Annotated in this window: 19 protein-coding genes; 11 read left to right on the forward strand and 8 right to left on the reverse strand. The window is 74.4% G+C overall.

The window, feature by feature from the left end; all coding sequences use genetic code 11:
* Nucleotides 1-58 precede the first annotated feature (58 nt).
* Entirely contained in the window at nt 59-1,447 is a 1,389-nt protein-coding gene (locus ACTWQH_RS20705; protein WP_443288141.1) for a helix-turn-helix domain-containing protein, read from the reverse strand.
* Between the two features lie 977 nt (nt 1,448-2,424).
* Here ACTWQH_RS20705 and ACTWQH_RS20710 point away from each other — a divergent pair.
* The 4 genes from ACTWQH_RS20710 (at nt 2,425) to ACTWQH_RS20725 (ending at nt 4,409) form a co-directional block, all read left to right on the forward strand.
* Nucleotides 2,425-2,604 (forward strand): hypothetical protein, encoded by a 180-nt coding sequence (locus ACTWQH_RS20710; protein ID WP_443288142.1) that lies wholly within the window; start codon nt 2,425-2,427, stop codon nt 2,602-2,604.
* Between the two features lie 35 nt (nt 2,605-2,639).
* On the forward strand, nt 2,640-2,819 hold the full coding sequence (locus tag ACTWQH_RS20715) for a hypothetical protein (RefSeq protein WP_443288143.1): 180 nt from the start codon (nt 2,640-2,642) through the stop codon (nt 2,817-2,819).
* A 77-nt stretch (nt 2,820-2,896) separates the two neighbouring features.
* A complete protein-coding gene (locus ACTWQH_RS20720; RefSeq protein ID WP_443288144.1) occupies nt 2,897-3,667 on the forward strand; it encodes an N-acetyltransferase in 771 nt (256 codons plus the stop codon).
* A gap of 85 nt (nt 3,668-3,752) precedes the next feature.
* Nucleotides 3,753-4,409 (forward strand): hypothetical protein, encoded by a 657-nt coding sequence (locus tag ACTWQH_RS20725; protein ID WP_443288145.1) that lies wholly within the window; start codon nt 3,753-3,755, stop codon nt 4,407-4,409.
* Nucleotides 4,410-4,442: 33 nt separating this feature from the next.
* Here ACTWQH_RS20725 and ACTWQH_RS20730 read toward each other — a convergent pair whose 3' ends face one another.
* The 5 genes from ACTWQH_RS20730 to ACTWQH_RS20750 form a co-directional block, all read right to left on the reverse strand.
* Entirely contained in the window at nt 4,443-5,717 is a 1,275-nt protein-coding gene (locus ACTWQH_RS20730; RefSeq protein WP_443288146.1) for a sensor histidine kinase, read from the reverse strand.
* Nucleotides 5,718-5,728: 11 nt separating this feature from the next.
* On the reverse strand, nt 5,729-6,385 hold the full coding sequence (locus ACTWQH_RS20735) for a response regulator transcription factor (RefSeq protein WP_443288147.1): 657 nt from the start codon (nt 6,383-6,385) through the stop codon (nt 5,729-5,731).
* A 118-nt stretch (nt 6,386-6,503) separates the two neighbouring features.
* Nucleotides 6,504-7,574 (reverse strand): RICIN domain-containing protein, encoded by a 1,071-nt coding sequence (locus tag ACTWQH_RS20740; protein ID WP_443288148.1) that lies wholly within the window; start codon nt 7,572-7,574, stop codon nt 6,504-6,506.
* Between the two features lie 360 nt (nt 7,575-7,934).
* On the reverse strand, nt 7,935-8,765 hold the full coding sequence (locus ACTWQH_RS20745) for a hydrolase (protein WP_443288149.1): 831 nt from the start codon (nt 8,763-8,765) through the stop codon (nt 7,935-7,937).
* 171 nt (nt 8,766-8,936) lie between these two features.
* Nucleotides 8,937-9,677, reverse strand: coding sequence for an SIR2 family NAD-dependent protein deacylase (locus ACTWQH_RS20750; RefSeq protein ID WP_443288150.1), 741 nt, complete (start codon nt 9,675-9,677; stop codon nt 8,937-8,939).
* 23 nt (nt 9,678-9,700) lie between these two features.
* Between ACTWQH_RS20750 and ACTWQH_RS20755 the strand changes: the two genes are divergently transcribed.
* The 5 genes from ACTWQH_RS20755 to ACTWQH_RS20775 all read left to right on the forward strand — a co-directional run bounded on the left by ACTWQH_RS20755 (nt 9,701) and on the right by ACTWQH_RS20775 (nt 17,060).
* The gene (locus tag ACTWQH_RS20755) at nt 9,701-11,530 is read left to right on the forward strand and encodes a gamma-glutamyltransferase family protein (protein ID WP_443288151.1); all 1,830 of its coding nucleotides are present in this window, start codon (nt 9,701-9,703) and stop codon (nt 11,528-11,530) included.
* A gap of 160 nt (nt 11,531-11,690) precedes the next feature.
* Nucleotides 11,691-13,358, forward strand: a complete 1,668-nt coding sequence (locus ACTWQH_RS20760) for a hypothetical protein (RefSeq protein ID WP_443288152.1) — start codon at nt 11,691-11,693, stop codon at nt 13,356-13,358.
* 73 nt (nt 13,359-13,431) lie between these two features.
* Nucleotides 13,432-14,289, forward strand: coding sequence for an inositol monophosphatase family protein (locus ACTWQH_RS20765; protein WP_443288153.1), 858 nt, complete (start codon nt 13,432-13,434; stop codon nt 14,287-14,289).
* 69 nt (nt 14,290-14,358) lie between these two features.
* Nucleotides 14,359-15,783: a phytoene desaturase family protein gene (locus ACTWQH_RS20770; RefSeq protein WP_443288154.1), complete on the forward strand. Its 1,425-nt coding sequence runs from the start codon at nt 14,359-14,361 to the stop codon at nt 15,781-15,783.
* A gap of 131 nt (nt 15,784-15,914) precedes the next feature.
* Nucleotides 15,915-17,060, forward strand: a complete 1,146-nt coding sequence (locus tag ACTWQH_RS20775; protein WP_443288155.1) for a glycerate kinase — start codon at nt 15,915-15,917, stop codon at nt 17,058-17,060.
* A 25-nt stretch (nt 17,061-17,085) separates the two neighbouring features.
* On the opposite strand, the gene ACTWQH_RS20780 is transcribed toward ACTWQH_RS20775, so the two are convergent.
* Nucleotides 17,086-17,676, reverse strand: coding sequence for a hypothetical protein (locus ACTWQH_RS20780; protein ID WP_443288156.1), 591 nt, complete (start codon nt 17,674-17,676; stop codon nt 17,086-17,088).
* Nucleotides 17,673-18,833, reverse strand: coding sequence for an ROK family glucokinase (locus ACTWQH_RS20785; protein ID WP_443288157.1), 1,161 nt, complete (start codon nt 18,831-18,833; stop codon nt 17,673-17,675). Before ACTWQH_RS20785 ends, ACTWQH_RS20780 begins: the two co-directional genes overlap by 4 nt.
* A gap of 326 nt (nt 18,834-19,159) precedes the next feature.
* On the opposite strand from ACTWQH_RS20785, the gene ACTWQH_RS20790 reads away from it, so the two are divergent.
* Nucleotides 19,160-20,203 (forward strand): LacI family DNA-binding transcriptional regulator, encoded by a 1,044-nt coding sequence (locus ACTWQH_RS20790; RefSeq protein WP_443288158.1) that lies wholly within the window; start codon nt 19,160-19,162, stop codon nt 20,201-20,203.
* A gap of 206 nt (nt 20,204-20,409) precedes the next feature.
* Nucleotides 20,410-22,362: a cellulase family glycosylhydrolase gene (locus ACTWQH_RS20795; RefSeq protein WP_443288159.1), complete on the forward strand. Its 1,953-nt coding sequence runs from the start codon at nt 20,410-20,412 to the stop codon at nt 22,360-22,362.
* Nucleotides 22,363-22,407 lie beyond the last annotated feature (45 nt).

The raw sequence follows: 22,407 nt of genomic DNA on the forward strand, positions 1-22,407 counted from the left end.
GGGGCAGAACCCCCCCCCCCCCCCCCCACGGCCGTCTCCCCCGGGCCTCAGCCCTCTCTCAACTCCCCGACATCACGCCGGCGCCCGCCAGCCTGTCCTCGAACTCCCCCCTCGCTCCGCTGTCGCTGCAGCGCTCCAGGCATTCGCGGAAGTCCCTCAGATACGCCGCGCCGAGGTGAGAACGCAGTCCGCCGAGCAACTCCACCGCGCGCAACGCGTGGTGACACCCCTCGGCCACCTCACCGGACTTCACCCGCGCGGTGGCGAGCAGCAGCAGGTCGATGGTGCGGCGGCGAACGTAACGTTCCGGCAGGCTGTCGAGCGCCCTCTCGGCCCAGCGCGCCGACTCGGCCGGACGGCCGAGGTCGCGGAAGCAGTGCGCCAGCCCGTCGGCCAGGTGCGCCGTGTCAAAGTACCCGATCCACTCGGGCTCGTCGTCCGGGCGGACCCCATCCAGCGTCTCGATGGCCCGTTCGGCGCTCTGCTCGCAGGCTTGGGCGTCGCCGAGCAGGGCGTGCCCGCGCGCCTCCGCCACGTGGAACAGCGCCTCGACGGCAGGGGTTACCTGGCCGCGGGTGCCGCCGCGCGCGGCCAGGGCGAGCTGCACCACCTCGCGCGGATGGCCGAGATGCGGCGCGACGTGGCCCATGCCGTCGGCCAGCACGAATCCCCCGAAGGCGCGGTCGCCGGCGGCCTGGGCCAGCCGCAGCGCCTGGATGTAGTAGCGCTGCGCCAGATTCGGCCGGTCGCTGTCCACCGCCATGAAGCCGGCGAGCTTGGTGAGCCGTGCGACGGCGGCGAAGAGGCGGCGGCCGAGCTTCTCGGAGTACGTTCCCGTGAGCAGCCCCGAGACGAAACTGTTGAGGTAGTGCACCGCGACGGAGCGGATGTGGCCGCTGCCGAACCTGCGGTCGAGGCCGGACAGCGCCCGCGTGGTCTCCAGCACCGCTTCCACGTCGGCGACGCGCACCTGCGAGCCGCCCTTCCGGGAGACCTCCGCGTCGCAAGCCGTGATCAGCCAGTCGCGGCTCGGGCCGATCAAGGTGGACACCGCCACGGTGGGCCCGAAGACCAGGCCCCGGGGATCGGCGTCGCAGGACCACAGCTCGCAGGTCATCTCGACGGCGCCGGCCAGGTCGGGCGCGAATTTCAGACCGACACCGCTGGCCAGATTCTTGCCGTACGCCATGCCGATCTCTTCCAGTGACACGGTACGGTCGAGTTTCTCGCTGAGCACCTCCGCGATGATCACGGCCGTCCGGCCACGCGGTCGCTGGCCTCTCACCCACCGACTTACGGAGGTCTTGTCGTGCCGAAGGTCGAGTCCGAGCTTGCTGCCCCGAATATTCACTCGGCGAGCCAGTCCGGCGTTCGAGATCCCCGCCTCCTGGATCAACGCCTCAAGTCGCTGGTTCGGCTGGCGAGAAACAATCTGACGGGCAGCCATCGTTAATGATCCTTTCAATGAACTCCTGAGAGCCTAGAGCGGCCTTACCGACATCCAACAAGGCGATATGGTCAAGCGGCCTCCTTGTATCTATCTCGGACATAACAGCAACCATTCTCATTTTTCAGCTTTCACGTGACAACCGCGCCAAGAGGCGAGGTCACACCGTAGCCAGTTGCGCCCGGCGCACAAGTGGCATTTGCCGACAGGGGCGTCCGGGACGCTCTCCGCGCACGGGCTTCCCGTATACTGATTGATTCGCTTTTCAGACACGGCGCCGAGCGCGCCCGGTACTAGGCGTGACGAGGCACGACGGGCACGAGCCGCCAGAGGGCGATCAGCCGCTCAGGGGGCGGGACGTCCCCGGGCGCTCGCACAGGCCACCCCCCGGTTGAAAATGAAAATCGGCGGCCGCGCACACGACGGGGACGGTGCGCCGCCGGTGGCGGGCGCCCGCGGGATGCTGCGGCAGGCCTGGAGCCTGGGGCCGAGGGCGCCCAGAGCTGAGGCCGAACGCTCCTCTATTAAGTTGAAAGACAAACATCACTTCCTCTTGGTGGAAACTGCGGAGACAGACGAGGCACTCGTCTCGAGGCGCCCCTGACGCTGCCAAGCGCACGTCTATTTCCTCTCTCAAGCCGACTGAGAGAGGCAAGCAGCTTATCCAGAGATAGCCTCAGCGCTCGCAATGGGGACACACCACATCCTGACCGGATGCGGACCTCTGTCGTTTGATTGTCTCTTCGGCCACACCCTGCCAACGACGCTCGGTTGATCCGGGTCCGCAGGTTATCACGAATACTTTCCCTATTGCGCGTCAGGGGCGCACAGGAATTGCACTTGCCGAGTTCTTCACGTGGGGCGCACGTTGTCTTCAGGGGCGCGCAAAATTCATTTGCCCTAACCGGGACTACGCGGCGTGGCATACCCCTCGGTATTTTCGCCGTGGGTGACCACTCATCCGTAGCTCCTGCCCCATGGCGCGTGAAGTACACCATGGTGTCAACCTCGATCCACACATTCACCCCATCGAGCCAAGCCGAACCGCCATCGCCGGCGGCCTGGTGGTCACCGCCGCCGACGAGGCCGAGGCCGATGTGCTCGTCGAATGGCGAGCGGGTCGTCACCCGACCGACGTCTCCGAGTGGCTCCCCTGACTACGGCCAGCGCGCACGAAGATCCTCATGTCGAAGTGGCCCACACCCGACTGCCGCAGCTGGCACAGGCCGAGTTGTGGAGTCTGCGGTGCCACCTCGCGGGAGGGCAGGTCTCGCGCTTCAACGACGCGCAGCTCGGCACCACCGTCGTGGACCGCATCCGCAACCGCCGCATGACCCGACGCGCCCGGCGACGTTCGCTCCGGTGGGGGTGAGCGCCACGGCGACGGACGCGCGGACGCGCGGGCGGCCGCGAACGCTTGTGCGCTCCCGACTGGCAGGATGCCTCCCCGTGGCTGACAACGACGACGGCATCACCATCACGACCTTCGCCGAACGGCCGGGGCTGCTGGCGCGGGTCTACGAGATCGCCGAGGACTGGCCGGAGTTCATGGGGCATGACCCGGTCGGCAACGGCCTGTTCCACCGGGTCGCCGAGGAGTTCCCGGACCACGGCGTGGTCGCCACCGACGGCGACCGCGTCGTGGCGCGCGGGCGCAGCGTGCCCTTCAACGCCGAGCTGCCCGGCCGCGAGGAGCTGCCGGGCCAGGGCTGGGACCGGGTGATGGTGTGGGGCTTCGCCGACAAGCGGCGCGGCCACCGCGCCACCACCGCCGCCGCGCTCGACATCACCGTCGACCTCGACTACCTCGGGCGAGGGCTGTCCCACCGCATGCTGGCCGCGCTGCGGGACGCGGTCGGCAGGCAGGGGCACGAGGCGCTGGTGGCGCCGGTGCGCCCCACGGCCAAGCACCTCCAGCCGCGCGTCCCCATGGCGGACTACGTACGCCGGCGGCGCCCGGACGGGCTGCCCGCCGACGCGTGGCTGCGGGTGCACGTCAGGGCGGGCGGGGTCATCGAGAAGATCGCGCCCGCGTCGATGACCATCGGCGGCTCGCTGGACGACTGGCGCCGCTGGACCGGGCTGCCCTTCGACCGCGACGGCGACGTCGAGGTGCCGGGCGCGCTGGTGCCCGTGCACTGCGACACCGCCCACGACCACGCGGTCTACGTCGAGCCGAACGTGTGGGTTCGCCACCGGCTCCGCTCCCCCGCCGCGTGAGCCACGCCGTGTGACGCTCGTGTTATGTCCCGTCGCCCAGGATGGCCGCAACCCACTGGGACAAGGACACGAAGGGAGTTCAGGCATGGGACGCACCATGGCCGTCACCGCGGCCGCCGTCGTCTGCGGCGGGCTGGTCGGCTTCGGGGCCACCTCGTACGCCACCACGACCGTCACGCCGGGAGGCGCGGGGGCGTACGCGGCCGGCACGGCGGCGGACGACGAGGAGGAGGGATCGCGGGAGGACCACCACGGGCCGCACTTCGCGCTGTCGTGGGGCAACATGCTGCACGGTGAGACCGTCACCGAGGACCCCGAGACGGGCGAGCTCGTCCACCACGTGCAGCAGCAGGGCGAGGTCGTCGAGCGCGGCGACGGCACGGTCACGGTGGAGAGCTCGGACGGCACCACCTGGGAGTGGACGCTGACCGACGACACCGCGATCCACACGGAAGGGGGCGGGGAGGGGGACGCGGAGGCGTCCGGCATCGAGGTCGGCGACACCGTGATGGCCGGCGGCGTCCGCGAGGGCGACGTACGCACCGCCCACCACATCGGCGACCCGGCCCCCGAGCCCGGCGAGATACGGGAGGAGATCGAGCGAGGGCTGGAGGGCCTGCCGGAGGACCTGGAACTGCCGGAGCTGGAGGACCTGCCGCGCTGGTTCGACGAGCACGGCGGCGACGGGGAGGACGAGCAGGACGGCCAGGAGGAGCAGGACGCGGAGGGGTCGGCGGCGTAGTCCCCCCGTCGCGGGCCGCGCGGCGGGGCGGAGTCACGCCGTCAGGGGCGCAGGGGGGAGCCTCACGGCGATCTCCAGCCCGCCCTCGGGCAGGGCGCGGGCGGCGCAGGTGCCGTGGTGCGCCTGCGCGATCGCGGCGACGATCGACAGCCCGAGCCCGGTGCCCGTACGGGCATCGCCCAGCCGCCGGAACGGCTGGAACAGCTCCGCCACCCGTTCCGGCGGCACCCGCGGCCCGGAGTTGGCCACGCGCAGCGTGACCGTGCCCGAGGCGGCGTCGCTGGAGGTCTCGACGGTCAGCCAGCCGCCGTCCTCGTTGTAGCGGACGCCGTTGTCGACGAGGTTGGCGGCCAGCCGCTCCAGCAGGATCCGGTCTCCGCGCAGCGGCGCCGGGTCCAGGCGGGGCGTGAAACGCAGGCCGCGCGCCGCCGCGTCGGGCCACGCCGTGGCGGCGACGGCGGCGAGGTCCACATCCTCGTACCGCTCGATTCCGGTCTGGCTGCGCGCGAGTGCCAGCAGGCTGCCGATGACGCGCTCGTGGCGTTCGGTCGCGGCCCGGACCCGGGTGGCCATGACCGTCAGGGACTCCACGGTGGGGTCGGGGTCGGCGAGCGCCACGTCGACCGCGGCACGCTGCACGGCCAGCGGCGTGCGCAGCTCGTGCGAGGCGTTGGCGACGAAACGGCGCTGCGCGTCGAACGCCGCCGACAGGCGCGCCAGCATGGCGTCGAAGGTGTCGGCCAGCTCGGTGAGTTCGCCGGGCGGGCCGCTCAGGGCGATCCGCTCGTCGAGGTTGTCGGTGGACAGGCGGCGGGCGGTGGCGGTGATGTCGCGCAGCGGGCGCAGCGCGCGGCCGGCGACGACCCAGCCGAGGCCGCCGGCGACGACGGCCACGACGGCGAGCGCGATGGCCGACTGGGTGAGGAGCTCGTTGAGGGCTTCCTTGCGCTGGCCGTCCAGGGCGTCGGTCAGCAGGTTCGCGACGGCCAGGCGCTGGCCCCCGCCCGGCGTGCCCCCGGCCCCGGCGCCGCCCCCGTCCCCCAGGTCGAGATCCACGTCGAGGCCCAGGTCGTCTCCGAGCTCCTCCAGCGCATCCAGCCCGTCCAGCCCGTGCCACTCCCGCATCCCGTCGGCAGTCACCTCCCCGGGCGGGTCGGGCGCGTGGACGGCCCGGTGCTCCAGCTGGCGGGAGAGCAGCAGGTAGGTCGTGGCGAGCAGCACGATCCCGGCGGCGAGGAAGAGCCCGCCGTAGAGCGCGGTGAGCCGCCAGCGGAGCGTGGCGGGGGGCAGGGTACGCGGCGTACGCATGGCGGTGGTCCTCAGGGGATGCGGTATCCGGCGCCGGGCACGGTCTCGATCAGCGGCGGGTCGCCGAGCTTGCGCCGCAGCCGCATCACCGTCACCCGGACCGTGTTGGTGAACGGATCCGCGTTCTCGTCCCACACCCGCTCCAGCAGCTCCTCGCTGGGCACCATGGCGCCGCCGGCGGCAAGCAGCACGCGCAGCACGCCGAACTCCTTGTTCGTCAGCGTCAGCACCCGGCCCGCCCGCTCGGCCTGGCGGCGGGCGCTGTCCACGGTGAGGTCGCCGCGCACGAGGACGGGCGGGGCGGCCGGGTGCGAGCGGCGGCCGAGGGCGTTGACGCGCGCGACGAGCTCGTCGAAGGCGAAGGGCTTGGCCAGGTAGTCGTCGGCGCCGAGGTTCAGCCCAGCCACCCGGTCGTCGAGGGAGCGGGCGGCGGTGAGCATCAGCACCCGGGTGCGGGCGCCGCCGGAGACGACCGCGCGACAGACCTCGTCACCGTGCACCACGGGCAGGTCGCGGTCCAGGACGAGCACGTCGTAGCGGTGGACGGCGAGTCGTTCCAGCGCGCGGGCCCCGTCCAGGGCGGCGTCCACCGCCATGCCCTGCGCGCGCAGGCCGTCGGAGAGGATCTCCACCAGGTCCGGTTCGTCCTCGGCTATCAGCACACGCATCTCGCCCGTCGCCCTCTCCTCGTCGGCTGGCTCATCGGCCCGAAGTCCTCTCAGGCTCGCGCAGGGGACGTAATGCCGGCATAACGACGAGCGGGCAGGGGACCGTTGGGCGAACGGGTCAGCGGCCGGTGGGGATGATCAGGAAGCGCTGGGACTGGTCGTCCTCGTCGCAGGGCGCCTGGATGGCCTCGGCGCCGGAGTGCGTGTCGCCGCCGCTGACGGTGAGGCACAGGCCGCTGGACTCCGGGCGGATGCGGTAGGACTCGACGGGCGGCATGTCGGCCAGTTCGATGCGGAAGCGCTGCGCGGGGCGGTCGTCGGAGCAGTCGTCCCAGGGTTCGAGCATGTCGTCGGCGGGGCCGCCGTCCAGGACGGTCAGGCAGCCCCGGCCGTGGTCGGGGTGCTGCCACTCGATGTGGTAGTAGCCGTCGCCGACCGCCCGCAGGTAGGTGTGGGGCGGCGCCGCCTCGGCGCAGAGGCGCTGGGCGGCGATGGCCGACTCGTAGCGGCCGCTGCGCTCCCGGCCCTCCGTCAGGCACAGCTCCGGCGTGCGCGCCGGGCGTATCTCGAACCAGCCGTTGTCGAACGCCACCGCGTCGCCCATGCCGACGGCTCCCGCCGCCTCGTTGTCCCCCCACTGCACGACCACAACGCCCAGCGTCAGCAGCAGCAGCACGATACTCAGGGACCCCAGGAGGCGGAGCTTGCACGAGCGGCAGCTCCTGAGGGTGTGCACGGGCTCGGCGCGGCGCCGGGGCGCCGCCGTAGAGCCCGGTGGTCCGGCGGAGTCCGTGGGATCGGCGGTGCCCGCGGGCTCTTCGGCGTCTGCGGCGTCTGCGGGCTCTGCGGGCTCTGCGGGATCCGCGTCGGTGGCGGGCCCGGGGCCGCGACCGGGCGCCGGGGCGGGGGCGGCGGCGAGGCGTTCGCGGGCGTCGAGCCACGCCTGGACCTCGCCGTCCGCGACGCCGCAGGCGCGGACGAACGCCGCCAGCACCTCGGGGCGGGGCAGCGAGCGGCGCCGCAGCGCGTCGGCGATGGTGCTGCGCGCCAGCACCTCCCCCCGGCGCGCCGCCCGCTCCTCCAGCCGGCGGTAGGACAGCCCCGCGTCGTCTTTCAGACACCGCAGCAGGGCGACGAATTCCGTGACGTCTCGCGCCAGTTCGGGCCGCACCTCGCGATCTTCGGTCACGGCGGCCATCCTCACGGCGCCGATTGCGAAGATCAATCCACGTTCGCGCCATCCTTCCACCGTCCCGGACACACATCCGGACACCTCGTGGACCTGCCCGGACAGTGTGTGGGGCGTCCGGGACACCGATCGCGTATTGCGTCGCCGCCGGGCTCGGCGGAGGCTCGGTGACCGTGTGAGCGGCTGGCCCGAGACGTACCGGGGGCGTCCCGGGCGGTCATGCCTCGCCGGGCCGGTTCCGACCCCTTCGCGAGACGTCGCGAGGGGAGGAGCCGGCCCGGTGGGTGCGCGCCGCCGCGGCGCCGTGCCGCGCCGCCGCGGCGTTACGCCGTCACCTCGGCGCGGGCGCGCCCGCTCACCTCAGCAGCCCACGCGGGCGGTGGCGACGGCGATGTCGTCGAACCAGAGGGTGTCGGCGCCCTCGCCGTAGCTCTCCCACCCGAGGCGGAGGTCAACGGGCGAGGGGTTCCAGGCGCCGCCGTTCATCCACTGCTGGTCGACGTCCTGGGTGGGGGTGTCGTCCACGATCAGGCCCTCGACGCTCTCGCCGTTGAGCCAGGTCTGCAACTGCCCGGAGGCCGGGTCGAGCTGGTACTCCAGGCAGGACCACTCGTCGACCGGCAGCGGCGCGCTGAGCTCGACGCCCGCCGGACTCTGCGCGGGGAGCGTGGCGTCGTCGGACTCGCGGTTCCACTGCAGGGCCGCGTTCTGGCCGCCCATCCGCAGGTCGTTCTGAGGGCTGGGGCCGTTCGCGTCCTCCATCGCCAGGAAGGTGACGTGCTGGGCGGGCAGTTCCGTGGTGTGCCGGACCCAGAGGCGCACGTAGAGGCCGGAGTCCACGGCCACGTCGTCGAGCGCGGTGCCGACGAAGGCGTGGTTGCAGTAGCCGGCGCCGCCGTCCACGCGGATGGACTTGGTGCCCGCGTGGGCGACCTCGCTGTCCACGGCGACCGTGCCCGTGCCGGTGCAGTCGGCCGCCTCGAACGCCCAGCGGCCCGACGGCTCGGTGCCGGTCTGGGTCTCGAAGTCCTCGCAGAAGCCGTCGGCGGCGCAGGACGGCTGCTGGCGGGGCTGCGCCGTCGCGTCGGTCCCGCCGGACTCGCCGAACGCGGCGGAGGCGCCGGCCGCCGCCAGCGTCAGGGCGAGGGCTGCCGAAGCGGGCGCGCGCCAGCGGGTGGGGGAAAGGGCCATGGGGTCCTCCAGGGAGGTGTGGGGGTGTCGCGGCTCGGCCTCCCAGCCAAGGTCAGAACGATAATGGGAGCGCTCCCATGACCACAACAGGCGTGCCGCGACCAGCTGGACGCGATTGGGCCGGAGGCGACTGGCCGGACGGAGCGGGCGGGACGGAACTGGCGGACGCGACTAGCCGGACGCGACCAGCCGCTCCAGCAGCGCGGGCAGCGAGCGCCCGATGGGCTCGCGGATGACCTCCTCGGCCAGCGGGTCGTACGGCGTGGGCTCGGCGTTGACGATGATCAGCCGCGCGCCGTGCTCGGCCGCCAGCCCGGCGAGGGAGGCGGCGGGCTGGACCTGGAGGCTGGTGCCGACGGCGACGAAGACCTCGCAGGCGCGGGCGACGGCCACGGCGGCCCCCAGCACCTCCGGGTCGAGCGCCTCCCCGAACATCACGGTCGCGGACTTCAGGATGCCGCCGCAGGCGCGGCAGGGCGGATCGGGCTCGCCCGCCTCGACGCGCGCGATCGCCTCGGCCATGGGCGAGCGGGCCTCGCACGCCGTGCAGACCACCGTGCGCGCGGAGCCGTGGAGTTCGAGCACCTTGCGCTCGGGCAGCCCGGCCGCCTGGTGCAGGCCGTCGACGTTCTGCGTGATGACGCGCAGCGGCACCCCGGCGCGCTCCAGGCGGGCCACGGCCTCGTGGGCGGCGTTGGGCCTGGCACGGAACGCCGGGCTGTCCCGGCGCATCTGCCACGAGCGGCGGCGTACGTCCGGGTCGTTCATGTAGTAGTCGTAGGTGACCAGCTTCTCGGCCCCGGGGTCGCGCCGCCACAGGCCGTTCGGGCCGCGGTAGTCCGGTATGCCCGAGTCGGTGGAGATCCCGGCTCCGGAGAGGAGGGCCAGCATCGGGCGCGGGGCCGTTGTCATAGCGACAGATTAGGCTCCCCGGCATGTTCACCACCCGTCCCACCCTGCGGGGCACCTTCGGCATGGTCTCCTCCACACACTGGCTGGCCTCGCAGTCGGCGATGGCGGTGCTGGAGGACGGGGGGAACGCCTTCGACGCCGCCGTCGCGGCCGGCTTCGTGCTGCACGTCGTGGAGCCGCACCTCAACGGGCCGGCCGGGGACGTGCCGATCATCCTCGCGCCCGCGGGGGGAGCGGTGCGGGTGCTGTGCGGGCAGGGGCCTGCGCCCGCCGGCGCCACGATCGGGCACTTCGCCTCGCTCGGCCTGGAGCTGGTGCCCGGCACCGGGCCGCTGGCGGCGGTGGTGCCGGGGGCGTTCGACGCCTGGCTGGTGCTGCTGCGCGACCACGGCACGAAGAGCCTGGCGGAGGTGCTGCGGTACGCCGTCGGGTACGCCGAGCGCGGCCACCCGGCGGTGGAGGGCGTCGGCCAGGCGGTGGCGGCCGTGCGGGAGTTGTTCCTCACGGAGTGGACCTCGTCGGCCGAGGTGTACCTGCGGGGCGGGCGGGCCCCGGCCGGGGGCGCGCTGCTGCGGAACCCCGACCTGGCCGCCACCTGGCGGCGGTTGGTGGCCGAGGCCGAGGCGGCGGGGCGGAGCCGGGAGGGGACGATCGAGGCGGCGCGGCGCGTCTGGCGCGAGGGGTTCGTCGGCGAGGCCATCGCGGCGCACGCGACCCGGCCCGCCATGGACTCCTCGGGCGAGCGGCACGCGGGGGTGCTCGGCGGGGACGACCTGGTGCGGTGGGAGGCGGCGTACGAGGGCCCGGTGACGTACGACTGGCGCGGCTGGACGGTGTGCAAGGCGGGGGCGTGGAGCCAGGGGCCGGTGCTGCCGCAGCAACTGGCGCTGCTGGACGACGGGTTCGACGCCGACGCGCTGGGCACGGCGGAGGGCCTGCACACCCTCATCGAGGGGAGCAAGCTTGCCATGGCGGACCGTGAGGCGTGGTACGGGGACGCGGAGGGGGCGGCGTCGGTGCCGCTCGGCGAGCTGCTGTCGCAGGAGTACGCGGCGGCGCGGCGGGCGTTGATCGGCGGCACCGCCTCGCGGGAGCTGCGGCCGGGGCGGGTGGGCGGGCGCGAGCCCCGGCTCGCGGCGTACGCCAGGCGCGTGGCCGCCGCCGGGCGCGGCGCGCCCGGGGCGGCCGAGACCGGATTCGGGAGCGGGACGGGGACCGGCGAGCCGACGGTCGCGGCCGACGGACACACGCGCGGCGACACCTGTCACGTCGACGTGGTCGACCGCTGGGGGAACATGATCAGCGCCACGCCCAGCGGGGGCTGGCTGCAGTCCTCGCCGGTCGTGGCGGGGCTCGGCTTTCCGCTCGGCACGCGGCTGCAGATGGCCTGGCTGGAGCCGGGCCTGCCGTCCTCGCTGGTGCCGGGGCGCCGGCCGCGCACCACCCTCTCCCCCACGCTGGCGCTGCGCGGCGGGGAGCCGGTGCTGGCGTGCGGCACGCCGGGCGGCGACCAACAGGACCAGTGGCAGGCGCATTTCTTCCTGGCGGTGGCGCTGCGCCCGCCGGTGCGGGGCGGCCTCGATCTGCAGGGCGCGATCGACGCGCCGAACTGGCACCAGGACAGCTTTCCGAGCTCCTTTTATCCGCGCGGAATGGTGCCTGGCGGGGTGACCGTCGAATCGCGGGTCGGGGAGGAGGTCGTGGCGGGGCTGCGGCGGCGCGGGCACGAGGTCGCGGTGGGTGGGGCGTGGACGGAGGGGCGGCTGTGCGCGGTGGCGCGCGACCCGGAGTCGGGGGTGCTGTCGGCCGCCGCCAATCCGCGGGGCATGCAAGGTTACGCCGTTGGCCGATGAGGAATGTTCGTGACACTTAAACTTTCAACAGTGCTCGGCATTCGACGATGACTCGTTCGATAAAAGACATAGGCCGAAATTAGGTGGCACGAAAAACACACGTAGCCTGTCCGTAACAAAGTCTGTAACACGGCTCCGGTTCAGTGATGTCATGGCGGATGTGTCCACCCCCATATCCATGGCCGAACGCGAACTGGCGGCGCGCATGACCGCCTTCACCGACGAGCTGCGGACGGTCGCCGCCGGTCTCGATCCGGAGGTCGGCTGGTACGCGGCCTTCGCCCGTCGGCACCGAGCGGAGCTGGACGCCTGGCTGTCGGGGCGGGAGCTGCCCCCCTGGGACGCCCTCGCCGACCTGCTGCAGGACTACGCCGTGCTGCACGGCTTCGCCGCCGCCGAACGCACCGGCTGGCGGATCAGAGAGCGGTACGAGGGCGCGGCCCGCGCCTGGGACGCGCTGCCGGACGGGCGGGACGAGCTGCTGAGGCGCCTGGCAGCGGCGGGGGATGCCGAGGCGGAGGCGCACGCCCGCGAGCGGCTGCTCGCCGCCGCCGAGCACAACGCCCGCCACGCGGGCCAGGCCCAGGAGGCGGAGCGGCTGGCCGCGCTGCGCCTGTGGGCCCGCGACGACGAGGAACGCAACCAGGCCCGCCAGGCCGAGCTGCGCGCCCGGCTCGCGGCGCGCGACGCGACCTCGCCCGGCGGCGCGCGGAGCGGCGCGGCGGGCTCGCGGCCGACCGGGACGGCCGCGGCGCCGACGCCCGTCAACGGCCGGACGTCGCACGGCGCGTTCTCCGCGCGGACACAGGACGACGGTGCGGCGCGCGCCGCGTCCGACGGACGGGGCGATCCGGCCCTCCCCCCCAACGGCCCGGCCGGGGACGGCCGCGCGGCACCTGGCGGCTCCGCCCCGGGGGCGGCGGCATACGCCCTCCCGGCGGCTCCCGGGTACGGCGACGCGGCGCCCGACCCGGCCGCGCCGCACGCGCAGGAGACGCTCGGCAACCCGGCGCTCGGCTCGTCCGCACACGCCGACGCCGCACCGCAGGCGGGCGCCGGGCCCGGCCCCGCCGACGGGGCCGGGGCGGCGGCGGAGCCCGCCGCGACCGGGCGGGGCAAGGGCAGACGCAAGCCGAGGGGGGCGCGGTTCGCGGGGCTGGACGACGAGGCGGCGCCGGTGGCGGAGGCGCGGCCCGTGCCCTTGCCCGAGCCGGAGGCGGCGGGGTCGCCGCCTCCGGGCGGGTCTCGGTTCGCGGGGGCGCTGCGGGAGTCACGGTCCGACCGGCAGGTGCGCCTCAGCGAGGAGGACCGGCGGGCGGCGGCCGAGACGGCGGCGCGGGTGCGGAGGCTGCGCGCCGAGGGGCACAGCGGGGCGGCGTACGTCGAGCTGTGCGAGGCGGCGAGCGGGCCGGCCGAGCGGCTGCCGGGGCTGGTGGCCGAGTTGGAACGCGCGGGCATGGCCTCGGACCTGGCGACGCTGCTGTGGGAGGCGGCGTCCCTGCCGCCGGGCGGCCTGGCCGCCGTGGCCGAGGCGCTGGCCGCGGCCGGGCGGGGACGGGACTGCGGCCGGGTGCTGCGCCAGGGCGCGGCCCGGCCGGCCGCGGAGGTCGGGGCGGTCGCCGCGGCGCTGTGGTGGGCGGGCCGCGCCGAGGAGGCGGTCACGCTGCTGGCGGCGCTGGTCGAGGCGCGCAGCGCCGAGGAGGCGGTACTGGCGGCCGGCGAGGCGCCGGAGGTGGTGGCGCCGCTGCTGCTGGACGCCGCGCAGCGGGTCTCACCGCGCCACCACTACGCCGTCAGCAGCGAACTCCGGCGCGCGGGCATGGCGTAGGCGTGGCGCAGGCGTGGCGCAGCTCACTCGGCGTGGCCGATGCCGCCGGGTTTCCGCGTGTTTCGATGGATGAGTGCTGAACGCGGAAGGGGTGCTCGACGAAGGGCTGGCCGCCTCCGTCGAGGAGGCGGTGCGCGCGGCGGCGGCCGAGGAGATCATGCCGCGCTGGAAGCAACTCGCCGCGCACGAGGTGTCGTACAAGAGCGGGCCCCACGACCTGGTGACCATCGCCGACCGGGCGGCGGAGCGGCGGCTGACCACCGCGCTGACGGCGTTGCTGCCCGGCTCGATGGTGGTCGGCGAGGAGACGGTGCACGAGGACCCGGACAGCTACGCCGCGCTGCGCGGCGCGGCGCCGGTGTGGATCGTGGACCCCATCGACGGTACGCGCCCCTTCATCGGCGGCGAGACGGGCTTCGCCACCCTGGTGGCGCTGGCGCACCGGGGGGAGCTGCTGGGCTCGTGGACGCTCGCGCCCGCGCTCGGCCTGTTCGCGCACGCCCGGCGCGGCGGCGGGGCGTGGCTCAACGGCGAGCGGCTGCGGGCCGGTTCGCCCGAGCCGGGCGCGGTGCTGCGGGTGGCGTGCTCGCACCCCGACTACACCACGGGGGCGCAGAAGCGGGCCCTCAGGGCACTGTGGACGGACGGGGTGGCGCCCCGGTCGTGCACGGCCGCGGGTCTTGAGTACCTGCGGATCGCGGGCGGCGAGCTGGACGCGGTGGCGTTCACCTGGGAGCTGGCCTGGGACCACGCCGCCGGGCTGCTGCTGGTGACCGAGGCGGGCGGCGAGCACGCGACCGCCGCCGGCGGGCCGGTGCGGATCGCGGGCGGCAACGCGCTGCCCTTCACGGCGGCGCGGGACGCGGGTACCGCGCGGCGTATTCTCGGTTTGCTGGCGTCGGGTTCTGGCCGCCCCGGTGCGGCGGCCTGATCCGCCGCACGCGCACAGTTCGCCGACTACGCCGATCCTCACCGGTGAGGGGAGCCTCAAGTGCCGTCGATGCGTGGAGCGGTCCGCGACGCGATCGTGGTGGGAGCCGGGCCGAACGGCCTGACCGCCGCCGTCGAGCTGGCCCGGCGCGGCATGTCCGTGTCGGTGTTCGAGGCGCGGGAGACGGTGGGCGGCGGGGCCCGCACCGAGGAGCTGACGCTGCCGGGCTTCCGCCACGACCCCTGCTCCGCCGTCCACCCGATGGGCGCGGGCTCCCCGGCGTTCAACGCCATGCCGCTCGCGCGGTACGGGCTCACGTGGCTGAACGCCGAGCTGCCGATGGCGCACCCGCTGCCGGACGGCCGCGCCGCCGTGCTGGCGAGGTCGGCCGGGGAGACGGCGGCGTCGCTCGGGCCGCGCGACGCCGGGGCGTACCGGCGGCTGGTGGCGCCGTACCTGGGCCGCTGGGAGACGCTGTCCGCCGACTTCCTGAAGGTGCTGTGGGACGGGCTGCCGCGCGACCCGGTGCGGCTGGCGCGGTTCGGGCTGACGGGGCTGCCGCCCGTCTCATGGCTGACGCGCCGCTTCCGCGACGAGCCCGCCCGCGCGCTGCTGTCGGGCATGGCCGCGCACGTGATCGCGCCGACCTCCACCCCGGCGACGAGCGCGGTGGCGCTGGTCTTCGCGCTCGCCGCGCACGAGGTCGGCTGGCCCGTGCCGCGCGGCGGCTCGCAGGCGATCTCGGACGCGCTCGCGGCGTACCTGACGGAGCTGGGCGGGGAGATCCACACGGGCGTGGAGGTCAAACGGCTGGACGAGCTGCCGCCCGCGCGGGCGTACCTCTTCGACACCTCGCCCACGGCGCTGGCGCGGATCGCGGGCCTGGGCCGGGCGTTCGACGGCTTCCGCTACGGCGCCGCCGCCTTCAAGATCGACTACGCGCTGGACGGTCCGGTGCCGTGGACGGCGCCGGAGGCGCGGCGGGCGGGCACGGTGCACGTGGGGTCGACGAGCGGGGAGATCAGCACCGCGCTGCGGGCGGCGGTCTCGGGGCGCGCCCCGGAGGTGCCGTTCCTGATCGCCTCGCAGCCGACCCTCGCGGACCCGAGCCGGGCCCCGGAGGGCAAGCACGTGCTGTGGGTGTACGGGCACGTGCCCTCGGGCTGGGACGGGGACCTGACGGACGCGATCGAGCGGCAGCTGGAGCGCTTCGCGCCCGGCTTCCGCGACCTGGTGCTGGCCCGCGCCACGGCCGGGCCGCCGGAGCTGGCGCGGCGCAACGCCAACTACGTGGGCGGCGACATCGCGTGCGGCGCGTTCTCCGGGCTGCAGACGATGTTCCGGCCGCGCCCGGCGCTGAACCCGTACGCCACAGCGCACCCGGCGGTCTTCCTGTGCTCGTCGGCGGCCTGGCCCGCGCCCGGCGTGCACGGCATGCAGGGCCACAACGCCGCCAAGGCGGTGTGGCGGCGGCTGCGGCGCGCGGCGGCATGACGGCGGCGTGGCGGCGGCGTGGCGGCGGCGTGGCGGCTGCACGACGGCGTTCGTGGTCCCGTGCCAGGCTGGCCGGATAGGGTCGGCCGTGCGACGCCTGTTCGAGCCGACCACCACAGAGGCGGAACACGATGACTGACACGGGGATGACGAGGCGGGTGCTGATCGCCGCGGACAAGTTCAAGGGCTCGCTGACGGCGGTCGAGGTCGCCGAGCGCGTCACCGCCGGGATCCGCAGAGCCCGGCCGGGCGCGACCGTGGTCGCGCGGCCGGTCGCAGACGGCGGGGACGGCACGGTGGACGCGGCCGTCGCCGCCGGGTACGCGCCGCGCGAGGCCGAGGTCACCGGCCCGCTGGGGATACCGGTTCAGGCCCGCTTCGCGATGCGCGGGCGCACGGCGGTCGTGGAGATGGCGCAGGCCTCGGGCCTGACGCTGCTGCCGCCGCACACCTTCGCGCCCCTCACCGCGACGAGCTACGGCACGGGCGAGCTGATCGCGGCGGCGCTGGACGCCGGGGCCCGCTCCATCGTGCTGGGCGTGGGCGGCTCGGCGACGACGGACGGCGGCGCCGGGATGCTGAGCGCGCTCGGCGCGGAGCTGCTGGACGACGACGGCGACCCGGTGGCGCTGGGCGGCGGGCCGCTGCGGGAGCTGGCCACGGCCGACCTGTCGGGTCTTGACGAGCGGCTGCGTAGCGTCGACGTCGTGCTCGCCAGCGACGTGGACAACCCCCTGACGGGCCCGAAGGGCGCGGCCCACGTCTACGGGCCGCAGAAGGGCGCCGATCCGGTGGACGCGGAGGCGCTGGACGCGGCGCTGGAGCACTTCGCGCACGTGCTGGAGGCGTCGGTGGGCGCGCGGGCGGGGCGCTGCGCGCAGGCGCCGGGGGCGGGGGCGGCCGGGGGCGTCGGCTTCGCGGCGCTGCTCGGGCTCCACGCCACGTTCCGGCCGGGTATCGAGGTGATGCTGGAGGTCGTGGACTTCGCGAAGGCGCTGGGCCCGGCGGACCTGGTGATCACCGGGGAGGGGTCGCTGGACGCGCAGACGCTGCACGGCAAGGCGCCGGCGGGCGTGGCGGCGGCGGCGCGGGCGGCGGGCCGGCCGGTGGTGGCGGTGTGCGGGCGGCTGACGCTGAGCGAGGCGGAGCTGCGGGGCGCCGGCATCGACGCGGCGTACGCCCTGACCGACCTCGAACCGGACGTGGAGCGCTGCGTGGCCCAGGCGGGCCCGCTGCTGGAGGCGACGGCCGAGCGGCTGGCGGCCGAACTGCTGTAGCTGCTGTGGGCGCGCCGGGCGCCCGTCAGGGATGCGCCGTGGAGGCCACGTAGATCCGGGGGCGTGCCTCGTGGGTGACGTCGACGGTGACGGCTACCTCGGGCTCCTCCGGCGACTGCTGCACGATGGTGCCGGCGTAGACGCGGGAGGGGTCGTCCAGGACCCAGCCGACCTGGTCGGCCTGGGCGCGGGGAATGGTGACGGTGCCCTCGTTCAGCTCGGCGCGGGTGGTGCCCAGCTCCTCCAGGAAGAAGCTGAGCTGCGCGGGCTCGGCCCGGAACTGCACATACAGCGTGCTGCGCTCCCAGGTGTTGGTCTCGAAGTGCCCGACGTACGTGACGCCGTCGGGGACCGGCACGTCGTAGATGCGGCGCTGCACCTTGCTGGGCCACTCGTAGATCAGCGTGCGGGCGGAGGCGGCGCGGCCCTTCTCCTCACCGCTGTCCCGGCTCTGGTACGCGGAGAGCACGATGTACCCGGCGGGGATGGCGATCAGCAGGGCGATGGTGAGGGCGGTCAGCCAGCGGCGCCGCGGGCGGCGCGGCGGGAGCTGGGGGGTGCCCACGTCGGCGTCCGCCGGCGTGGCGGGGGGCACGGCGGGCGTGGTCGTGGTCATGGCCGGGTCGTCCGTCCTCTCGGCGGCAGCCGAAGCTCGAATCCGGTGCGCAGGCCCGTGCGGCGGCGGCGCTCGGCGCGGCGGCGGTTGGCCCGGCGGAAGCGGCGGGCCACCAGGCGGCTGAGGTCGGCGGCGCCGACCATGCCCGCGTCGGCGCCGAGGTGGGCCCGGACGATGCGGGCCTCCGGGCGGTACCCGCGGCCGGTGAGCTGGCGGCGGAACGCCTCGCGTGCGGGGCCGATGAGGAGGTCGTCGGCGTCGCTGACGCCGCCGCCGATGACGAAGCAGGTGGGGTCGAGGGCGGCGGCGAGGTTGGCCAGGCCCACGCCCAGCCACTGCCCGATGTCCTGGAGCAGCTCCACGCACATGGCGTCGCCCTCGCGGGCCAGCCCGGTGATGAGCGGGCCGGTGATGTCGGCGACGTTGCCTCCGACGCGCTCGAGGATGTGCTGCGCGACGGGGGAGTCGGCGGCGGCCAGCTCCCGGGCCTCGCGGACCAGGGCGTTGCCCGAGCTGTACTGCTCCCAGCAGCCGCGGTTGCCGCAGGGGCAGCGGTGCCCGGAGGGCACGACCTGCATGTGGCCGAACTCCCCCGCCACGCCGTACGCGCCGCGCTTGACGCTGCCGCCCTCCAGTATGGCGCCGCCGATGCCGGTGCCCAGCGTGATCATCACCAGGTGGTCGGCGCCGCGGCCCGCGCCGAAGCGCCACTCCCCCCAGGCCGCGGAGTTGGCGTCGTTGTCGACGAGGATCGGCACGGCCAGGCGGGCCGCGAGCGCGTCGCGCAGCGGCTCGTTGCGCCAGGCGAGGTGGGGCGCGAACAGCACGCGGGAGCGGTCGGTGTCCACCCATCCGGCGGCGCCGACGCCCACCGCGTGCACGTCGTGCCGGTCGGAGAGGTCGAGCACCAGCTCGACGATGATGTCCTCGACGACCTTGGGGCTCTTGGACTTGTCGGGAGTCTCGGCGCGCAGCCGCTCCAGCACGGAGCCGTCGGCGTCGACCACGCCGGCCATCACCTTGGTGCCGCCGATGTCGATGCCGACGGTGGGCACGCGGGGAGCGGAGAGGTGTGAGCGGCGCTCGCGGGTGGCGATGGTGCGCAGCACCGTGCCTCGGGCCGACAGGCGGTGGGCGCGCTCACTGTAAGTACTCATCGGCTCGATTCTGCCTCACGGTGCCGACACCCGGGCCTGCGGCGCCGCGCTGGTGACGGGCTGGTACCTGGCGGATACCGCGCCGTTATGGCCCCGGGTGAGTTCACACGGCGTCGTTCCGGGCTGTCCGCGCGCCTCCGGCGCGCGCGTTGTGCCAGGAAATCGGAACGGGACCGATCGGGTTGTCAATGCCGCCGCATTGCCTTTCCGCCAGTCATTCGATGACCATGTCGTAGCCGCTTCGGCGCGTTGACGCCGGCGGGCGGACCGGGGCCTGGCTGAACCGGATTAGTGATTCAGCATCGGAAACGCCGTGAGGAGAACCGTTGAAGCGTCCGACCATGCAGGACATCGCCCGGCGCGCGGGGGTCACCAAGGCCGCCGTGTCCTTCGCCCTGAACGGCAGGCCGGGGGTCTCGGAGCCGACGCGGCGCCGAATCCTGGCGATCGCCGAGGAGCTGGGCTGGCAGCCCAGCAGCGCGGCGCGCGCCCTGTCCGACGGGCGCGCCGGCTCGTTCGGCCTGGTCATCGACCGGCCCGCCAGGACCCTGGGCATCGAGCCGTACTTCATGCAGCTGATCTCGGGCATCCAGGCCGAGCTCGCCCGGGACACCACGCCGCTGCTGCTGACCATGGCCGAGGACCAGGCGGCGGAGATCGCGCTCTACCGGAACTGGTGGGCGCGGCGGCTGGTGGACGGGGTCTTCCTCGTCGACCTGCAGGTCGACGACGCCCGGGTGCCGGTGCTGGAGTCGCTCGGCATGCCGACGGTCGTCATCGGCGCGCCGATGGGCACCGGCGGCCTGCCCACGGTGTGGAGCGACGACGCGGCGGGGGTGTCCACCGTGGTCACGCACCTGGCCGAGCTCGGGCACCGCCGCGTCGCCCGCGTCTCGGGGCCGGCGCACCTGCGGCACACGCGCGTGCGCACCGAGGCGTTCGAGGAGTTCACGGTCCGGCTGGGGATCGACGGACGGACGCTGGAGGGGGACTACAGCGGGGAGAGCGGGGCGTCGGCGACGCAGGAGCTGCTGGCGGGTCCGGCCGGGCGGCGGCCGACCGCGATCGTCTACGACAACGACGTGATGGCGCTGTCCGGGCTGACCGCCGCCCAGGGCCTGGGATGCAAGGTCCCGGCCGAGCTGTCGGTCGTGGCCTGGGACGACTCGGCGCTGTGCGAGCTGGTCAGCCCTTCGCTGACGGCGCTCAGCCGCGACATCGCGCTGTACGGCGCCCGCGCGGCGCGGCGGCTGCGGCAGGCGGCGGGCGGCGCGGACGTGGGCGACCTGGAGGACCCGCCGCCCTCGCTGCGGCTGCGCGGCTCGACCGCGGCAGCGCCCGCGACCGGCGCTGACTCCGGAGCCGCGTGAGTCGTGATCGGAGAAGCCCCTTCATAAACCGGTTTAGGCCACGGGCTCGCTCCGCCTCCGCAGGGCGATAACGCCGTCACCTGCGCGCCGGTGGGCGCCCTTGACGCTTAACCGGTATAGCGAGTTCACTGCTGGACGCGCGGCACGTCCGTTCGCATCGGCCGGCGCACCACTGACCCCTGTCTTGGCCCTGTGAGGGAGATTTGATGCAGCGCCCTTCTGCCCTGCTCGCCAGCGACGGCCGCGCGCGGATCTGGCTCGGCGCCAACTACTGGTCACGCACCGGCGGCCCGCTGATGTGGCGGACCTACGACGGCGAGGTCGTCGCCGAGGAACTGCGCACGCTGCGCGACCACGGGCTGACCATGACCCGCTCGTTCTTCTACTGGCCGGACTTCCACCCCGAGCCCGACCGCGTCGACGAGGAGATGTGCGCCCGCTACGCCGACTTCCTCGACCGCCACCAGGCGCTGGGCATGACCACGGTGCCGACGTTCCTCGTCGGCCACATGTCGGGCGAGAACTGGGACCCGGCGTGGCGCGGCGGCCGCGACCTGTACACCGACGTGTGGCTGGTGGCCCGTCAGGCGTGGTTCGCGGGCGAGATGGTGCGGCGTTTCAAGGGCCACCCCGCGGTGGCGGGCTGGCTGGTCTCCAACGAGATGCCGATCTACGGCTCCCCGCCCGGCGAGCCCGAGGCGCCCCGCGAGGCCGTCGCCGCCTGGGCACAGCTGATGGTGAACGCCGTGCGCGCCGCCGGGGGCACCCAGCCGGTCTCGCTGGGCGACGGCGCCTGGGGACTGGAGAACTCCGGCTTCGACAACGGCTTCCGCCTCACCGACACCGCCGCGCTGTGCGACTTCCTCGGCCCGCACGTCTACCGCATGGAGGACGACGCCGTACGCCAGCACCACGCCGCGGCCTGGGTCTGCGAGCTGACCGGCACCTTCGGGCGGCCCGTGATCCTGGAGGAGTTCGGCCTGACCACCGACTTCGCCTCCGACGAGGGCGCGGCCCGCTACTACCGGCAGGCGCTGCACAACTCCCTGCTGGCCGGCGCGACCGGCTGGGTGGCGTGGAACAACGCCGACTACGACGCGCTGCGCGAGCAGCCGCCGTACCGCCACCACGCCTTCGAGATGCACTTCGGCATCACGGACGCCGAGGGCCGCCCCAAGGCACCGCTGCGCGAGCTGCGCGCCTTCGCCGAGGTGCTGCGCCGCGTCGACTTCGCCCGCTGCCGCCGCCCCGACAGCGACGCCGCGCTGGTGATCTCCTCCTACCTCGACACGGTCTATCCGTTCACCCGGCCCGAGGACCGGCAGTACGTGCAGGAGACCGGCCGCCAGGCGTGGATCGCGGCCCGGCTGGCCGACGCGCCGCCCGCGCTGGTGCGCGAGAGCGACGGGCCGCTGCCGGAGGGCGCCCGGCTGTATCTGGTGCCGTCGGCCAAGCAGCTGCTCTCCCCCACCTGGTACCGGCTGGAGGAGCTGGCCCGCGCCGGGGCCACGGTCTACGTGTCGTACTCCCCCGGCGCCCACGAGGAGCAGCGCGGCCCGTGGTACGCGCACCTCAACCGGCTCTTCGGCGTGCGGCACCTGCTGGAGTACGGCCTCGTCGACCCGATCGAGGACGACGAGGTCACGTGGACGTTCAGCCGCGCCCTCGGCTCCCTCCCGACCGGGGCGCGGCTGAACTTCCGGGCGGCCGGCACACGCCACAGCCGCGTGTTCCTGCCGGTCGAACCGGTGGACGCGGAGGTGCTCGCCACCGACGCCCACGGCCGCCCCGCGCTGCTGCGGCGCGCGGTGGGCGCGGGCAGCGTCGTGCTGAGCACCTACCCGATCGAGCACATGGCCGCGGTCACCCCGCGCGTCAACCCGGAGGCCACCAGCACGCTGTACCGGGCGCTGGCAGTCGAGGCCGGGGTGGCGCGGCCGGTCACGGTGGACGACGACCGGGTCGCGGTGGACCGCCTGGTGCGCCAGGACGGGCGGACCTTCGTCTGGCTGGTCAGCCAGGCGCGCGAGCGGCTTTCGGTCAAACCGACGCTGCCGGAAGGCGCCCGGCTGACGGCTCTCGACGGCGGGGACGCGGTCGAGTCGGTCGAGCTGGAGCCGTACGGCGTGGCGGTGCTGGAGCTGCGCGAGCCGGAGTAGTGCACGACGGGGCGCGCGGCGGCGTGCGTGCATCCGTTATCGCCG

Origin of the sequence: Streptomyces sp. 6N223 (assembly GCF_052246635.1) — a bacterium.
Classification (GTDB): domain Bacteria; phylum Actinomycetota; class Actinomycetes; order Streptomycetales; family Streptomycetaceae; genus Streptomyces.

Excerpts from the sequence above, each read along its gene's own strand:
- ACTWQH_RS20705 (WP_443288141.1), bottom strand. The coding sequence starts at position 1,447 with ATGGCTGCCCGTCAGATTGTTTCTCGCCAGCCGAACCAGCGACTTGAG.
- ACTWQH_RS20710 (WP_443288142.1), top strand. The coding sequence starts at position 2,425 with ATGGCGCGTGAAGTACACCATGGTGTCAACCTCGATCCACACATTCAC.
- ACTWQH_RS20725 (WP_443288145.1), top strand. The coding sequence starts at position 3,753 with ATGGGACGCACCATGGCCGTCACCGCGGCCGCCGTCGTCTGCGGCGGG.
- ACTWQH_RS20730 (WP_443288146.1), bottom strand. The coding sequence starts at position 5,717 with ATGCGTACGCCGCGTACCCTGCCCCCCGCCACGCTCCGCTGGCGGCTC.
- ACTWQH_RS20735 (WP_443288147.1), bottom strand. The coding sequence starts at position 6,385 with ATGCGTGTGCTGATAGCCGAGGACGAACCGGACCTGGTGGAGATCCTC.
- ACTWQH_RS20745 (WP_443288149.1), bottom strand. The coding sequence starts at position 8,765 with ATGGCCCTTTCCCCCACCCGCTGGCGCGCGCCCGCTTCGGCAGCCCTC.
- ACTWQH_RS20750 (WP_443288150.1), bottom strand. The coding sequence starts at position 9,677 with ATGACAACGGCCCCGCGCCCGATGCTGGCCCTCCTCTCCGGAGCCGGG.
- ACTWQH_RS20755 (WP_443288151.1), top strand. The coding sequence starts at position 9,701 with ATGTTCACCACCCGTCCCACCCTGCGGGGCACCTTCGGCATGGTCTCC.
- ACTWQH_RS20770 (WP_443288154.1), top strand. The coding sequence starts at position 14,359 with ATGCGTGGAGCGGTCCGCGACGCGATCGTGGTGGGAGCCGGGCCGAAC.
- ACTWQH_RS20775 (WP_443288155.1), top strand. The coding sequence starts at position 15,915 with ATGACTGACACGGGGATGACGAGGCGGGTGCTGATCGCCGCGGACAAG.
- ACTWQH_RS20780 (WP_443288156.1), bottom strand. The coding sequence starts at position 17,676 with ATGACCACGACCACGCCCGCCGTGCCCCCCGCCACGCCGGCGGACGCC.
- ACTWQH_RS20785 (WP_443288157.1), bottom strand. The coding sequence starts at position 18,833 with ATGAGTACTTACAGTGAGCGCGCCCACCGCCTGTCGGCCCGAGGCACG.
- ACTWQH_RS20795 (WP_443288159.1), top strand. The coding sequence starts at position 20,410 with ATGCAGCGCCCTTCTGCCCTGCTCGCCAGCGACGGCCGCGCGCGGATC.